This is a genomic window from Paenibacillus sp. YAE3, from assembly GCF_057546105.1.
In genome coordinates, this window is the sequence record NZ_BAAIYF010000006.1 from 33,594 (window position 1) to 49,518 (window position 15,925).

Here is a 15,925-nt window from a genome sequence, read left to right on the forward strand (position 1 = left end):
ATAACCGGCGTCGTTGCCTAAAGTCATTCGGCGTTATAACGTTTATTATTAGCATATGTACGTTTCTTAAACCGGTTCCTTTGGCGAAGGCACAAAAAAAAGAACCGCCCGGCGCTTATTCGGGCACCGGGCGTCGTCAACGCGAATTTATGGAATGTAGAGAATCTGTCCTTCCTCGACGGTCTGCTCGGACAGGCGGTTATACAGCAAAATTTCGCGGGCGGTGAGCTGATAGCGATTTGCGATCGTCTCCAGGGTTTCTTCCCGCTGCACGATGCAAAGGCGCACCTTGCGGAATTGGTTTTTCTCCGTGCTGCTCCCGAGGAAGAGGTTCTGCCACTGAATATCATCGCTCGCGGACGACTCGCGTTCCGCCTCCTCCGCTTTCGGCTCTTCCGGGGCAGCCTGCTGCTCCTGCTGATTCTGGGAGCGGCTGGAGGATAGCAAAGAAGAAAATCCGATCGCTTCTTTTTCGCCGGACTCCGCTTCCTTCTTGCTGCCGAGCGCGACCCGCATTTCCCGCTCATCCGGCGCTTCTTCCTGCGGAACCGACTCGCTTTGGAAAGCGCTGAACGGGAAGGCAGGCTCAAACGGCTGATCCTGACCCACGGAAGTCAGGTAGAGATCCTTTTCCGTATCCTCATCCGCTTGGATCGCCGTTTTTTCGGGATGCAGCAGTTCCGACTCGTCTTCATGCTCGAAATGCCAAACGTTCGGCTGGTTTTTGCCCTTTCCGCCGCGCTCCCCGGATTCCTTGTCCGTATGTAACGCGGCAAGCGCAGGTTCTTCTTCCGTCTGCGCCACCTCTTCGGAAGGACGCTTGACGGCTGCCGGTTCGTTTTCAGCCGCCTCCGCTTCGGCATCGCCGGGGCTTCCCGCAGCCTTCGGAGCGGCAGCGAATCCTTCCGTCGCAAATGCCTCCGCATCCTGTTCGTCCGCGGCTGCTTCATCGTGCGGTTCCCTGGCCTTCGCTTCATCGGCATCAAGCTCCCCTTCCTCCAAAAAAGCGGCAAGCACCGGATCCTCCGCGGGATCCTCGGACGCATGTACAACGGTAAATTCATCGGCATTCCATGAAGATTCCGGTTCGCTCGCCGCCGTCTCGATCCCGCGAAGCGAAAGGACGCCGGTAATGTTCATGCTTCGTTTGGACAAAAGATCCACGTCGAAGTTTTCGATTTCGACCGATATTTCGTCCAGCGAAGTGACGCGGTTTGCAGGGACCGTAATCTCCACGGGAATGAAATGCTCAAGCCGCTGCGTCCCGTCTTCCTCCCCGTCCCCCCGGTACAAGCCCGTAAGCAGCAGGTGGCCGCGCAGCGCGACCTGCTCATCCTGGCTGATGACCTGGATATTGGGCAGGAGCTCCACTTCTTCCAGCTCGGCGATGCCCGGCAATTCTTCCGTCAAATGAATCCGTTCATAAATATCAAAACGCAAACCGTAGGACTGGTCAAACACTAGAATCATGTCCTCCTTTCGGCATATTTCTAACCGTGAGCCTGCTCACGGCATGAGCCCCAAAAATCGTTACTCATTTTATCTATATGCTCCAAACAGGAGGGCATTCCATTTTTGCGCGCGTCCGGCGGTTTGCGCCGACATTTTATATTGTGGGGCCAAGCAGCTTTTGCTCGAGCTGCCGGATATCGCTTGGCCAAGGATCGGCGATTTCGATGCGCTCGCCCGTAAACGGATGCGAAAAGTCAAGCCGTTCCCCGTGAAGCGCCTGCCGTCCGATGAGCGCGGTGCTGCCCCCATACAGCGCATCGCCGAGCAGGGGGTGTCCCAGATGGCTCAGGTGCACCCGGATTTGGTGCGTGCGGCCCGTCTCCAGCTCCAAATGGACCAGCGAAGCGTTCCGGTACGCCCTGCCCAAGCGCACGCGGGTCACGGCGTGTTGGCCCGTTGGCGATACGCGTCTGCGCTGCTTGTGATGGCGGTCCTTGCCGATCGGCAAATCGATCACATGCAAATCGGCGGGCACCGTCCCGTGCACGATTGCCGCGTAGCTGCGGGCGATGCGCTTCTGGCGCATATCTTCGTCCAACTTAAGCTGGGCCCAATCGTTTTTGGCATACAGCACCGGACCTGACGTGTATTGGTCCAGCCTGTGAATATGACGGACGGCAATCTCTGCGCCCTGCATCTCGTAATGGGCGGCGACGGCATGATCGAGCGTCGGCTCCGATTCGCCCTTTCGGCCGTCCGGGTGAATGTTCATGCCCGCCGGCTTATGGACGACCAGGCAAAAGTCGTCCTCGTAGAGCACCTCCAAGTCCCGCCATACGGGCTTTATGCCTGCCGGACGAACGGGAAAGAGGGCCAGCCGCAGCCGGTCCCCCCTCCATTCGATCCCTTTGTTTGCCTGCAGCTGCCGAAGCAGCTTTTCCGGCATTCCCAGCGTCTGCAGCAGCCACTGTACCGTAGCCTCATTCCGGTCAGCCGCCCCGGTCAGGGCTTTCCCCGGGGTCAGCTCCAGCCACTCGCCGCGGCGCCTCCACGCTGTCACAGGTTTTTCAGGGCATTGTAGTTGGCGGCGATGGTCGCATCGATATCCTCGATGCTGTGGGCCGCCGACACGAACATGCCCTCGAATTGGGAAGGAGCCACGCTGATGCCTTCCTCCACGAGATTGCCGAAATATTTCGTGAAACGCTGGATATCGCTTGCTTTGGCCGTATCGTAGTTCACGACGGGTCCTTCCGTGAAGAACGGGCATACCATCGAGCCGACCCGGTTCAACGTGACCGGAACGCCAAGCTCCTTGGCGTTTGCCTCGAACCCGGCCGCAAGCCGCGCCGCGCGTTCCTCAAGCTGGTCGTAAACCGCAGGCGTCAACAGCTTCAGCGTCGTGTAGCCCGCTACCATCGCCAGCGGATTGCCGCTGAGCGTTCCCGCTTGGTAGATCGGTCCGGACGGAGCGACCTGCTCCATGATTTCGCGTTTGCCGCCGTAAGCGCCGACGGGCAGTCCGCCGCCGATGACTTTGCCGAGGCAGGTCAGGTCAGGCGTAATGCCGAACAACCCTTGCGCGCAGTTGATGTGCACGCGGAAGCCCGTCATGACTTCGTCGAAGATCAGCAGGCTGCCGTAGCGGGTCGTAATGTCGCGGAGTCCTTGCAGGAAGCCCGGAAGCGGAGGCACGACCCCCATGTTGCCGGCAATCGGCTCGACGATGACGCAGGCGATTTCCTCGCCGAAACGTTCAAAAGCCACCTTTACCGACTCCAGATCGTTATAAGGGACGGTAATGGTGTTCGTCGCCACGCTTTCCGGCACGCCGGGGCTGTCGGGCAGGCCGAGCGTCGCCACGCCCGAGCCCGCTTTGATCAGCAAGCTGTCGGCGTGGCCGTGATAGGAGCCTTCGAACTTCAAGATTTTGCCGCGCCCCGTATATCCGCGGGCAAGCCGGATCGCGCTCATCGTCGCTTCGGTGCCGGAGTTGACCATCCGCACGACGTCGATCGACGGAACGCGCTCGCATACCAGCTTGGCCATTTCCGTTTCGATCAGCGTCGGAGCGCCGAAGCTGGTGCCTTTCGCCGCCGTTTCCTGGATGGCCGAAATGACTTCGGGATGGGCATGCCCCATAATGAGAGGACCCCAAGAGCCGACATAATCGATAAAGCTGTTGCCGTCGATATCGTAAATCCGCGAGCCTTGGGCATGGTCCACGTAAATCGGCGTCAGGCCCACCGATTTGAATGCCCGCACGGGGCTGTTCACCCCGCCGGGTAGATAATGTTTGGCTTCTTCAAACGCAGTGCGGGAAGCCTCTTCTTTCCGTCTACCAGTCATACTCATGAAAGTCACTCCCGTTTCTTAAGTAATTAGCGCTCCTGCATCCAGCGGGCAACGTCTTTGGCGAAATACGTAATAATGATGTCGGCGCCGGCGCGTTTCATGCCGGTCAGCATTTCCTCGACGATCGCCTTTTCGCTGATCCAGCCTTGAAGCGCGGCGGCTTTCACCATGGAATATTCTCCGCTCACGTTGTAAGCGACCAGAGGCAGATCGAACTGATCCTTCAGCGTCCGAATGACGTCCATGTAAGCAAGCGCCGGTTTGACCATCAGCATGTCCGCGCCCTCCAGCACGTCCGTTTCGGCTTCGCGCAGCGCTTCGCGGGCGTTGGCCGGGTCCATTTGGTACGTCTTGCGGTCCCCGAACTGCGGAGCGGAATCCGCCGCTTCCCGGAACGGTCCGTAGAAGGCCGAAGCGTATTTGACCGAATAAGACATGATCGGCACATGCTCGAATCCGGCTTCGTCCAGTCCGGCGCGGATCGCCTGCACGAATCCGTCCATCATGTTCGACGGGGCGATGATGTCCGCGCCCGCTTTCGCCTGGGATACGGCGGTTTTCGTAAGCAGTTCGAGCGATTCGTCATTCATCACGTCGCCGTGGACTTTCCCGTCCACTTCGAACGTATGAACCATGCCGCAATGGCCGTGGTCGGTAAATTCGCATAGGCAGGTATCCGCTACGACAAGCAGATCGGGATACCATGATTTGATCAGACGGGTCGCTTCCTGCACGATGCCGTCTTCCACGAACGCCGACGTGCCCACGCTGTCCTTCGTCTCCGGAATGCCGAATAAAAGCACGGCCGGAATGCCGAGAGACACGATTTCATCCACTTCGGCCTTCAGCATGTCCAGCGAAAAATGGTAAATCCCCGGCATGGAGGAAATTTCGTTTTTCACTCCTTGGCCGTAAGTGACGAAGATCGGCATGATCAAATCGTTGACGTTCAGCACGGTTTCGCGTACCAGGTTGCGCATGCCTGCGGATTGGCGCAGACGGCGGTGTCTTACTATCGGAAAACTCATGATTCATGACCTCCTGTGTCGTTTATTCTTGAAGTTTATTGCGCTTGCTCATGCGAAGCGTTCAGGTATGAGCAAAGCGATTCGAGCAGACCGTCGATCGTCGCCTGTTCGGCTACGACGCTGACGCGCAGCCCTGCTTCGGCGGCCGTCTTGGCCGTGATTTCCCCAATGCAGGCAGCCTCCGCTTTGTTCAGCAGCCGAACCGGATCCTGTACGCCCATCTGCTTCAGCTTGGCGATCAGATTCGTTACGGTCGAGGAGCTGGTAAAGGTTACCACGTGAATGGCCCCTTCCTCAAGCAGCTTCAGGAGCTCCCCGTCCTCATCTTGGCTCATGACGGTCTGGTAAGTATCTATGGCGGTAACCTCAAGCCCCATTTCGGCCAGCTTCCCGGGCAGCCAGGCCCGCGCCAAGTCCCCGCGCGGCAGCAGCACCCGCTCCCCCGGCTGCAAACGGCTGCCGAGGGTTTCGATCAAACCTTCGGCCTGAAAGCGCCCGGGAAGTTCTACCGGAACGAGCCCGCGCTGCTTCAGCGCATCGGCCGTCGCCGGCCCGACCGCGGCGATTTGCGCCCGGTGCAGCTCCCGGATATCCCGGCCTTGCTCCTGCAGATGGCGGTAAAAATATTCGACGCCGTTCACGCTCGTAAAAAATACCCAGTCGTAGCTTCCGAGCCGGGAGAGGGCGTCCCGAATCTCACCCAGCCGTTTCGGATCGTCCGGATACGCCGTTTCGATGACCGGAAACTCGTACGATTCGCCGCCGAGTTCGTCGATGCGTTCCGACAGCCTGGAGGCCTGGGATCTGGCGCGGGTGACGAGGATCCGTTTGCCGAAAAGCGGAAGAAACTCCGCCCATTTCAGCTGCTCCCGCTGCAGGACGACATCGCCGACGACAATCACGGCCGGCGGCTGGAAGCCGGCTTCGCGCACCCGCTGCTCGATATCCGCAAGCGTCCCGGTCAGCGTCTCCTGCTCGGCTCGCGTCCCCCATCGCACCAAGGCTACCGGCGTGCTGCCGGGCCGTCCGTGCCGCATGAGCTGGTCCGCGATATAGCCGATTTTGGACACGCCCATCATAAATACGAGCGTCCCCGTCGCATGGGTGACCCGCTCCCAATCGATCATGCGGTCCAGCTTGTCCGGGCTTTCATGGCCGGTGATGATCGACAGCGACGAAGCCATTTCCCTATGGGTAACGGGGATGCCGGCATAAGCGGGAACGCTGATGGCAGCGGTGACGCCGGGCACGATTTCGTAAGGTATTCCGTTTTTCTTCAGCAGTCCGGCTTCTTCCCCGACGCGTCCGAAAATCGTCGGATCGCCGCCTTTGAGCCGGACGACCGTCTGGCCTTCTTTCGCCAAATCCACCAGCAGCTGGTTGATTTCTTCCTGTTTCATCGTATGCCGGTCCGGCAGCTTGCCGACGTATATTTTCCTCGTTCCCGGCTTTACGGCCCCCAGCAGCTGCGGGGCGGCGAGACGATCATAGACAACCACATCCGCTTTTTGCAGGCACTCCAGCCCTTTTACCGTAATCAGCTTGGCGTGGCCGGGGCCTGCACCAACCAGATATACTTTTCCCGCCATCTCCTCATCCCCTTATTCCCTGGCTTGTTCGAGAATTTTCTCTGCTCCCCGCTCAATCAGCTTCCGCGCTACGTCTTCCCCAAGCTGCAGCGGATCGGTGCCGGACATCGTTTCCTTCAGGATGACGTCTCCTTCCGGGGATCCGACCATGCCCGTCAATTGTATAACGTTTGGTCCGGCAGGGGAATGACCTTCCGGCGCCTCGGCCAATACGGCATGCGCTCCGATCGGAACCTGGCAGCCGCCGTTCAGGACGCCCAAAAATTTGCGTTCCGCCGCAACCGTCAGCTCGGATTCCTTGTCGTTGTACAGGGCCAGCAGCTTCAGCAGCTCCGCGTCATCCCCGCGGCATTCGATGCCGAGCGCCCCCTGCCCTACCGCAGGCAAGCAGGTTTCAACCGGGATATAGGCGGTAATGCGGTCCTCCCAACCCATCCGGTGCAAACCGGCCGCCGCCAGCAAAATCGCCTGGAACCCTTCCGTCTCCAGCTTCTTCAGCCGGGAATCGATATTGCCCCGCACCGGCTCCAGCGTCAGGTCCGGACGGTATGCCTTAAGCTGGCTCGAGCGGCGGAGGCTGCTTGTTCCCACCTTTGCGCCCTGCGGAAGCTCGTCGATGTTTTTGCCGTCCAGCGTAATGAGGCAGTCGCGCGGATCCACGCGGCGCGGCACGGCGCCGTTGACCAGCCCTTCCGGCAAGACGGAAGGCATGTCCTTCATGCTGTGCACCGCCATGTCGATTTCGCCGTCCAGCATCGCCTGCTCGATTTCCTTGACGAACAGCCCTTTGCCCCCGACTTTGGACAGCGTGACGTCCAAAATGCGGTCGCCTTTGGTTACGATTTTTTTTACCTCGAAATCAAATTCGAAGCCATGCTCCTTGCATAGCCGTTTCAGGTCGTCGATCACCTGTCCCGTTTGTGTCAGTGCCAGCGCACTTTGTCTGCTGCCTACTACGATTGTCCGCATTCCTATTCCTCCTGGTTGTCGTGGATCCACTGCCTGATCCTCTCCGCGCTCCACAGGCCGAAACCATCCTGCCGCAGGGATTCAAGCATCTCCGGTCCGCCAGCCTTTTTCAACAGCTTTTGCCGTGCTGCCGGATCGCAAACCTGTTCCTTGACCGTTTTTCGTATTTCAAATAAGCAATCGAGATATGTTTCGTATTCTGCTCCGAATTCCTGCTCAAGCCTTTTCCGGATCGCGCTCGCGGCAAACGGCCCGGCTCCCGAAGCCGAGACGGCGATGACAAGCCGCCCCCGCCGAAGCACGCTCGGATGGATGAAGTTCCCCGTTTCCGGACGGTCGGCGACGTTGGCCAAAATCCCCCTGGCCCTCGCTTCCTCCGCCACGCGGCGGTTCACTTCGGGATCGTCGGCGGCGGCATGGGCCATAAACGCCCCCGCCAGATCTCCCGCCTCGTATCCCCGGGGAATCCATTCCAGCTCCCCTTGCTCATGATGCCGCAGCAAAACCGGCGTCACCTCCGGGCTGACGACCTTCACCAGCGCCGAGCAGGCAAGCAGTTCGCCCACCTTTCTTTCGGCGACGCGCCCGCCGCCAACCACCACGCAGACCCGGCCCTCGCAATCGAGCATGACCGGCATGTACGTTTTCACGTCAGCTTCACTCCCCGCCCCAGCGATGGAAATCAGACCATGAATTCAACACGAAAATCATGATGATAAATACGTACCCCGCCAAAAGCCATTTGGCCATCAGCGTGCCCGTATGCTGCTGCGAACGTTTTTTGAACAGGTAAAAATAATAGAACGAGAGTCCCGCCAGCGTCGCAAGCACCTTCAAATCCAACAGCAAATTGATCCTTCCCTCCGAAACGACCGACAGCACCGCCACGATAAACGAAACCGTCAGCACGGGCGTGCCGACAAACGCAAGCGAATAGGCGTATTTGTCGAGCATTTCGAGGCTGGGGAGACGCCGGACCGCGTCCGTCCATTTCTTTCCTTTCAGTTTTCGGTGAAGAAAAAGATACATCAACGCAAACACGGCCGCGATGGTGTATACAACGAAGCTGAGATTGGCGAGCGTGATGTGAAGGATCAGGAGCCCGTGCACGGTTTCCCAATGCTTAAGCGGGTTGTTCCCGGGCGAAAACCACAGCCGGTTCAGCACCTGCACGCCAAAACCGATGATCCCCAGCAGCAAAACGGCAAATTCCGCCCGCTGCAGCAAGTTCATGATCAAAGCGGCGACCACAAGGCTGAACGCAAGCAGAAGCAAAAAATCGAACGGCGTAAAAATCGGAAGCGCATGTTCCTCGAAAGCACGAACAAACAACGCTCCCGCCTGCAAAACGCCGACAACGGCAAGAAGCCCTGTACCCATCCGCTTCGCGGCCCGATTGCGTCGAATGCAATCCGAGATAAAAAACAGAAGGCTCAGGGCATAAATATAAATTGCTGCATCATAAAATCCAGTGAGCATGTCCACTCCCCCTGCCACCCGGTTATAGGCCAGCTGGCGTCAGCGTTCCTTTAATGGCAAACGGTTTGTGTTCATGCTTTTCTCTGCTGTAATCGTTTGTTGTTCCGGGCTTGTTCTGAATGCCTTCCTTCGTTTGTCCGGCATCGTCAAGCTCGTTTTCGAGCGCAAAAATTTGCGTGAAATACTCCAGCGCCTCGTTTCCGTTTTTCCCTGCCGTCATTTCCTTGATCCGGTTGATCGGGTCGTGCATCATCTGGTTGACGATGCTTTTGGTCAGACGGTGGATCACCTTGCGCTGGCGCTCATCCAGCTCCGGCAGCTTGTTGAACAAGCTTTGGAGCGTTTCTTCGTGAATCGCCGAAGATTTTTCCTGCAAGGCCCGAATTACCGGTCTTACGCCCAGCGTTTTCAGCCATTGCTGGAATTCGTCCATCTCATGGCGGATCATCACTTCGATTTTGGCCGCTTCGGCCTTCCGCATTTCCAGATTGCTTTCCACGATCCCTTCCAGGTCGTCAATATCGTATAGGAAGACATTGTCGAGATCGGCAATGGCCGGATCAATGTCGCGCGGAACCGCGATATCGATAATGAACAACGGGCGGGACTGGCGTTTTTTCATACTTTCGCTGACCTGCGCGCGATCCAGGACGTAATCCTTGGCTCCCGTAGAGCTGATCAGGATATCGACCTCCTGCAGCCGCCCCAAAGCCTGCTCCATCGTGCAGGGCGTTCCCTTGAACTTGCTGGCGAGTTCTTCCGCCCGGGCAAGCGTCCGGTTGGCGACGATGACCTCTTCCGCTCCGTTCGCGTACAAATGCTTCACCGTAAGTTCGCTCATTTTCCCGGCTCCGAGGATCATGACTTTTTTGTCGTCGAACATGCCAAAAATCCGTTTGCCCAGCTCTACGGCCGCATAGCTGACGGAAACGGCGCTTTCCCCGATGGAGGTTTCGGAATGCGCTCTTTTGCCCAGCGTGACCGCCTGCTTAAAGAGCATGTTAAACCATGTGCCCGTCGCTTTCTCCTGCTGGCTGAGCAAAAACGCCGAACGGACCTGGCCCAAAATTTGCGTTTCGCCAATCACCATCGAATCCAGTCCGCAGGTCACGCGGAACAGATGCGAGATGGCCTGTTCATCTTCATATATATATAAATGCCGGGTAAATTCCTCGCGCGGAATGTCGAACCACTGCTCCATGAAACTGCGGATAAAATGTCCGCACATGTGCAGACGGTCCACCACGACATAAATTTCGGTACGGTTGCACGTAGCAACAATGACGCCTTCCATGACGCTTTTCGTCTGCATAAGCTGGCTGAGCGCTTCCGGCAGTTCGTTCGGTTCGAACGTGAAACGTTCCCTAACTTCTACAGGCGCTGTACGATAGTTCAATCCGACAACGACGATATGCATTAACATGTTCACCTGCCTAAGCTTTCGTTTCAAACACCAAATGTTGCGCAGGTCAGGACTTAAATCCCTTTTCGAAACCCGCGCAAACCGTTTAAATCATCAGCAATCCAATGGTTGCTGTTTTTGTCGAGTTGCTATATTAAGTATAGCACAGTTGTCTAGTGCCCCTGCATCATTTTATGAAATGTTTATGAAAATGCACAGCTTAACCCTAGAGCATTTTACTATCTTGCCAAAAACTGTTCGGGATTATACGACTAGCCCTTTATTTCCCGTCGATCAGGTCGGCGAGCTGTTTGCCCGCTTTCTTGAGATCGTCGTTTTTCGAGGAAATGACTTGCCCGCCGTCGCTCAGCAGCTGCTGATAGGACTGGACCGCTCCCGAAAAAATCCCGCTGTATTCCTTAAGCAGCTCCTTCTCCTCTTCCCGCAGCGGCCGGTTCCCTCCGATCTGCCAGGACGTAATGGCGTCTACAAGGCCGCCAATGGCCGGGAACGCGTAAAGACGGTCCTTGCCAACCGCGTTGACAAGCCTGTCATGGGTAAAGGCAGCCGAATAAGCCGCCAGCTTCAGCGCGTTCAGGTCGTTCGTGCCGCCGCTGTCCGCGGCGTCCAAAAGCGAAGTGTTCAGGACCTGCATCTGAAACAGCGCCACCTCGTACAACATTCGCTCCGCATCCGCATGTTCCGTTTGCGGCCGCATCATCCGGTAACCCTGAATCACAAGAACCAGGAGCAGCAGCGCCGTCAGGCCGATAAACAACAAATCCCTTGCATTCCGTCTTCTCATTCGTCGCAAAGCCCCCTTCAAGCATCATATGAAGCTTGTTCCATACTTTAAAGTATATTGGGGACGCGCAAAACAAATAACCATGGAGGACGGCTCCATGGTTATGATCATTATCGTTCATTAGCGCAGCGGCCTTTTACACCAGCTCGGCTTGTTTGAATTCCGGCGTTTCCACCTTCAATTCGCCCAGACCGCGCACAAGCTTTTTCGCATACGTTTTTTCGGGCTTCAATACGGATACCAGGTAATCGATTGCCAATTGCGGATCGACGGTTTCGCCACAGGTGTAGCAATCGATCGCTGCAAATCCTCTCTCGGGGTACGTATGAATCGAGAGGTGGCTTTCTGACAGCAAAACAAGCACTGTCGCTCCTTGAGGCTCAAACTGCTTGGATTGTACCGACATTACGGTCGCGCCGCATGTCTCCGCAGCTTCAACCAGCTGGGCTTGCAAAAACTCTGCGTCGTTCAGCATGTCGAAGTCGACTCCCCAAGTATCAACAGCAACGTGTCTTCCGAAAGTTGAATATTCCATCTTCCGGTTTCCCCCTTCCTAGGAATAAAATGTTTGAAAATTTCATCCGCTAGGACCTACGTCATTCACTTCCCGAGGGAATAATCTCTCGCAACATTCAATGTCCTGAGTGAATCCTGGTTCCTAATATATTCTTTTCAACGAGATTAAAAATAACATCTCTCCGGGCGAATTGCAATACTTTTTTTCGCTCCAGGACGTTTTATTTTTTCCTTGTTTTTCAAGGGTAAAACCGGACAATCCTTTCACTCTCCCGCCCGGCGCAAACCAGAATCAAAGCCAAAAAAAGAACCCCTTCTTATGCGAAAGGGTTCCCGGTTTTATGTGTATGGGATCAAGCTTCTAATGCAAACCATTTTGCGGCTCCGAGCCGCAGCTTTTCGTCGATGCGGGCGATCTCCTCGCCTGTCTCCGCCTTGTTCCGTTGATCCAGCCAGTAATCGATGTCCTGATACAGCCGCGTAATTTCCTGCTCGACATCGTTCAGCTGATACACCCGCTGCAGTTCGCCTGCGGTATGTTTGTATTCATACACCGGCTTGCGATGGGAAGCGGTCACTTCCTCGATCTTGCGGACGGAACCCTGTTCATAATAATACATCATTGTGAATCCTCTATAAATCCGGTTTACGATGCCGCTCCCTTTGCATGAGGTGAACAGCTTGCGCACCAGGTTCGTCAAACGGGGATTCACCAAGCGGCATGACAGCACGCAGAAGTACAGGCCATTCTTACTTTCGAGAGGGAAATGAACCTCCTCGCCGCTTTCGTCCACCAGCACGATTTCTTGTCCTCCGCTGCCGAGCACTTTCACGATAGCGTGCATGTGGCAACATTCAGCCGAACGCATAAACTGGTTCAATTGAAGCTCCGTCATTTGCAGAGTGGCTTTGACATACTCCGTGGCTAACCGCTGAGCCATAAAAATCTCCTCAATTCTTTGTCAACGACCATAGAATCCTTCACATCGAAATAAACGGGGGATTCCATAATCCGAACAAAAATTTCCGTCAAAAACGGCTTGCGTCATGGTTTCGAATCCCGGATTTTTTACCGTCGAATCCATTCCTTAGTATTATTATACAGCACATCGCAAAACGATTGCTTGCAGGCGGAACCATGAATTTGCTTCATATTTCATAAAAAAACGGATTAAACCGGATTTTTGGGCAGACTTTTTACGGGATGCTCACTTTCCTGCCGGATAAGGTCCCAATCCCTACGCCATGCGCCTAAAATATCTGGTTTAACCCGCTTTCGCATTTTCCGTTATTCGGAAGTTTCCTCCGTTTTCGGCGCCTCGGCTTTTTCTTGCCCTAGGCCCGCCGCGGATGCAATATGCGCCCACAACTCGTCCCGTCCGACTCCCGTTTCCGATGAAAACATGATAAAGGCATCCGTTTTACGCAGCAACAACGCGTCTTTCATTTGTTTCACATGTTTTTGCCAGCGCGTTTTCGGGATTTTGTCGGCCTTTGTGGCGACGACGCAGACCGGAATGTCATAATGCTTAAGCCAGTCGTACATCAGCTCGTCGTCCTTGGTCGGCGGATGGCGGAGATCCACCACAAGCAGCGCCAGCTTCAGCGTCTCCCGCTCAAGCAAATACTTTTCGATCATTTTCCCCCATACCTGCCGTTGGGTTTTCGAGACCTTGGCGTACCCGTAACCCGGGAAATCGACGAAATACAGTTCCTCGTTGATGCGGTAATAGTTTAAATGCTGGGTTTTGCCCGGGGTCGAGCTAGTTCTGGCCAAATTTTTGCGGTTGATCATGCGGTTGATCAATGATGACTTGCCTACATTGGAACGCCCTGCCAGAGCAATCTCCGGCAAGGCGTCCACTGGATATTGGTCAGGGCCGACGGCACTGATCACAAATTCAGCATGGGTTACTTTCATCGTATATTAGTTCCTCTCTAGTGCACTTCCGTCTGCTCCACGAGCGCGTGTTTCAGCACTTGGTCCATATGGGACACCGGAACGAACTCCACTTCGTCGCGGACGCTTTCCGGAATATCGCGAAGATCCCGTTCGTTGTCTTTCGGGAGCAGTATTTTTTTGTAGCCGGCGCGGTGCGCGGCAAGCGATTTCTCCTTCAGCCCGCCGATCGGAAGCACCCGGCCGCGCAGCGTGATTTCTCCGGTCATGGCCACATGCTTGGAAACATGTTTTTTGGTAAGAGCCGAAATAAGGGCGGTCGCGATCGTAATGCCGGCTGACGGGCCGTCTTTCGGGATGGCTCCTTCAGGAATGTGAATGTGAATATCGTTTTTCTCATGGAAGTCGGGGTCGATCCCGAGCTCCTCCGCCTTGCTGCGCGTGTAGCTGAATGCAGCCTGGGCCGATTCCTTCATCACGTCGCCGAGTTTGCCCGTAAGCGTCAGCTTGCCGGAACCCGGCACCACCGTGACCTCGATCACCAGCGTATCGCCGCCCACCTCGGTCCAAGCAAGTCCGGTGACGGCGCCGATCTGGTCTTCCAGGTCGGCTACGCCGTGGCGGAACTTCGGTGCGCCAAGGTATTCCTTGACATCGTCCGCCCCGATCGTTATCGCATCCGATTCGCCCGACACGATTTTTTTGGCCGCTTTCCGGCAAAGGGCTGCCACTTGCTGCTCCAAATTGCGGACGCCCGATTCGCGGGTATACTCCCTGACGACTTTCAGCAGCGCATCTTCGCCGATTTGCAGCTGCTCATCCTGCAAGCCGTGCTCCTTCTTTTGCTTCGGCAGCAGGTACCGTTTGGCGATCTGCAATTTTTCAAGCTCGGTGTACCCCGGAATGTTCAGCACTTCCATCCGGTCGAGCAGCGGCCGCGGAATGTTGTGAATCGCGTTGGCGGTCGTAATGAACATCACCTGCGACAGGTCGAAAGGAATTTCGATGAAATGGTCGCTGAACGTGTTGTTTTGTTCCGGATCCAGCACCTCCAGCAGCGCGGCCGAAGGGTCTCCCCGGAAATCGGACGCCATCTTGTCGATCTCATCCAGCAAAAAGACCGGATTCAACGCGCCTGCCGTTTTCATTCCTTGGATGATCCGCCCCGGCATGGCGCCGACATAAGTGCGGCGATGGCCGCGGATCTCCGCTTCGTCGCGGACGCCGCCCAGCGAAATGCGGACGAACTTCCGATTCAGCGATCTGGCGATGGAACGGGCAAGCGACGTTTTGCCGACGCCCGGAGGACCCACCAAGCAAAGGATCGGCCCTTTCATTTTTTTGACCAGCTGCTGCACGGCCAAATATTCGAGCACCCGCTCCTTCGGCTTATCCAGGCTGTAATGGTCTTCGTTGAGCACCTGCTCCGCTTTATGGATATCGAGATCGTCTTCGGTTTTGGTGCTCCAAGGGAGAGCCAGCAGCCAATCGACGTAGTTGCGGATGACGCCGCCTTCGGCCGAGCTTGCGGGCATTTTCTCCAGCCGGTCGATTTCCTTCTCGACCTTCTCTTTCACCCGCTCGGGAAGCTCTTGCTTCGCCATCTGCTCGCGCAGCTCCTCGACTTCTCCGGCGCGTCCTTCCTTTTCGCCGAGCTCCTTCTGGATCGCCTTCATCTGCTCGCGCAAATAATATTCCTTTTGGGTCTTTTCCATCTGCTTTTTGACCCGCTGATTGATCTTGCGTTCGAGCTCCAGCACTTCCCGCTCGTTGTTCAGGATATCCAGCAGCTTTTCAAGCCGTTTCCCGACGTCGATCGTCTCCAGAATTTCCTGTTTGTCCTTGATCTTCAGCGACAGATGGCTGGTAATCACGTCAGCGAGACGTCCCGGCTCCTCGATATCGCTTACCGCGGCAAGCGTCTCGGGCGTCACCTTTTTCGATAAATTGATATAATGCTCGAATTGGCTCAGGACGGTGCGCATCAAAGCATCCACTTCCGGATTGCCGCTGTCTTCCTCATGCAGCTCCCGCGCAAGGACCTCGTAATATTCCTCGTTGTCGGTATACTGTATAATTTCGGCGCGCTCCATGCCTTCCACAAGGACACGGATCGTGCCGTTCGGGAGCTTGAGCATTTGTCTCACATTGGCAACCGTGCCGATGCGAAAAATATCGTCATGCGTTGGTTCTTCTATGTTCACCTCGGACTGAGAACAAAGGAGAATCAAGTTATCGTCCACCATCGCTTTTTCCAGAGCCTTGACCGATTTCTCCCGGCCTACATCGAGATGCAGTACCATGCTCGGGTAGACCAGAAGGCCACGCAAAGGCAATAACGGAAAACGGCGGCCTTTCGCTTTACTAAGCCCCATTTGCTTTTGCACCTCCAGCCGTTCTCAGGTTATACACATCCGGTTTTATTTTAGC

Annotated in this window: 14 protein-coding genes; all 14 read right to left on the reverse strand. The window is 56.0% G+C overall.

The genetic code is table 11. The annotated features are described in order from the left end of the window. Positions 1–147: 147 nt before the first annotated feature. Entirely contained in the window at positions 148–1,470 is a 1,323-nt protein-coding gene (locus tag AC27KL_RS12945) for a LysM peptidoglycan-binding domain-containing protein (RefSeq protein ID WP_339323878.1), read from the reverse strand. A 136-nt stretch (positions 1,471–1,606) separates the two neighbouring features. Then, positions 1,607–2,512 (reverse strand): RluA family pseudouridine synthase, encoded by a 906-nt coding sequence (locus AC27KL_RS12950; RefSeq protein WP_487169964.1) that lies wholly within the window; start codon positions 2,510–2,512, stop codon positions 1,607–1,609. Next, positions 2,509–3,807, reverse strand: coding sequence for a glutamate-1-semialdehyde 2,1-aminomutase (gene hemL / locus AC27KL_RS12955; RefSeq protein ID WP_339323876.1), 1,299 nt, complete (start codon positions 3,805–3,807; stop codon positions 2,509–2,511). Before hemL ends, AC27KL_RS12950 begins: the two co-directional genes overlap by 4 nt. Positions 3,808–3,833: 26 nt before the next feature. Continuing rightward, complete coding sequence (gene hemB / locus AC27KL_RS12960) at positions 3,834–4,835, reverse strand: porphobilinogen synthase (protein WP_036712994.1); 1,002 nt, start codon at positions 4,833–4,835, stop codon at positions 3,834–3,836. 35 nt (positions 4,836–4,870) lie between these two features. Next, positions 4,871–6,424, reverse strand: coding sequence for a uroporphyrinogen-III C-methyltransferase (gene cobA / locus AC27KL_RS12965; protein ID WP_487169965.1), 1,554 nt, complete (start codon positions 6,422–6,424; stop codon positions 4,871–4,873). A 12-nt stretch (positions 6,425–6,436) separates the two neighbouring features. Beyond that, positions 6,437–7,393: a hydroxymethylbilane synthase gene (gene hemC, locus AC27KL_RS12970; protein WP_487169966.1), complete on the reverse strand. Its 957-nt coding sequence runs from the start codon at positions 7,391–7,393 to the stop codon at positions 6,437–6,439. 2 nt (positions 7,394–7,395) lie between these two features. Continuing rightward, positions 7,396–8,043, reverse strand: a complete 648-nt coding sequence (locus tag AC27KL_RS12975; RefSeq protein ID WP_487169967.1) for a precorrin-2 dehydrogenase/sirohydrochlorin ferrochelatase family protein — start codon at positions 8,041–8,043, stop codon at positions 7,396–7,398. A gap of 7 nt (positions 8,044–8,050) precedes the next feature. Beyond that, positions 8,051–8,872 carry a cytochrome c biogenesis protein CcsA gene (ccsA, locus tag AC27KL_RS12980; RefSeq protein WP_339323873.1) on the reverse strand — a complete coding sequence of 274 codons (822 nt, stop codon included), beginning with the start codon at positions 8,870–8,872 and terminating at the stop codon, positions 8,051–8,053. Between the two features lie 22 nt (positions 8,873–8,894). Continuing rightward, positions 8,895–10,289 (reverse strand): glutamyl-tRNA reductase, encoded by a 1,395-nt coding sequence (hemA, locus tag AC27KL_RS12985; protein ID WP_487169968.1) that lies wholly within the window; start codon positions 10,287–10,289, stop codon positions 8,895–8,897. Positions 10,290–10,554: 265 nt separating this feature from the next. After that, complete coding sequence (locus AC27KL_RS12990) at positions 10,555–11,079, reverse strand: S-adenosylmethionine decarboxylase (RefSeq protein ID WP_339323872.1); 525 nt, start codon at positions 11,077–11,079, stop codon at positions 10,555–10,557. A 136-nt stretch (positions 11,080–11,215) separates the two neighbouring features. Beyond that, positions 11,216–11,614 (reverse strand): adenosylmethionine decarboxylase, encoded by a 399-nt coding sequence (speD, locus tag AC27KL_RS12995; protein ID WP_036712991.1) that lies wholly within the window; start codon positions 11,612–11,614, stop codon positions 11,216–11,218. Between the two features lie 334 nt (positions 11,615–11,948). Further along, on the reverse strand, positions 11,949–12,536 hold the full coding sequence (locus tag AC27KL_RS13000) for a non-ribosomal peptide synthetase module (protein WP_339323871.1): 588 nt from the start codon (positions 12,534–12,536) through the stop codon (positions 11,949–11,951). A 347-nt stretch (positions 12,537–12,883) separates the two neighbouring features. Continuing rightward, positions 12,884–13,516, reverse strand: a complete 633-nt coding sequence (yihA, locus tag AC27KL_RS13005; protein ID WP_487169969.1) for a ribosome biogenesis GTP-binding protein YihA/YsxC — start codon at positions 13,514–13,516, stop codon at positions 12,884–12,886. Between the two features lie 17 nt (positions 13,517–13,533). Then, a complete protein-coding gene (lon, locus tag AC27KL_RS13010) occupies positions 13,534–15,870 on the reverse strand; it encodes an endopeptidase La (RefSeq protein WP_487169970.1) in 2,337 nt (778 codons plus the stop codon). Positions 15,871–15,925 lie beyond the last annotated feature (55 nt).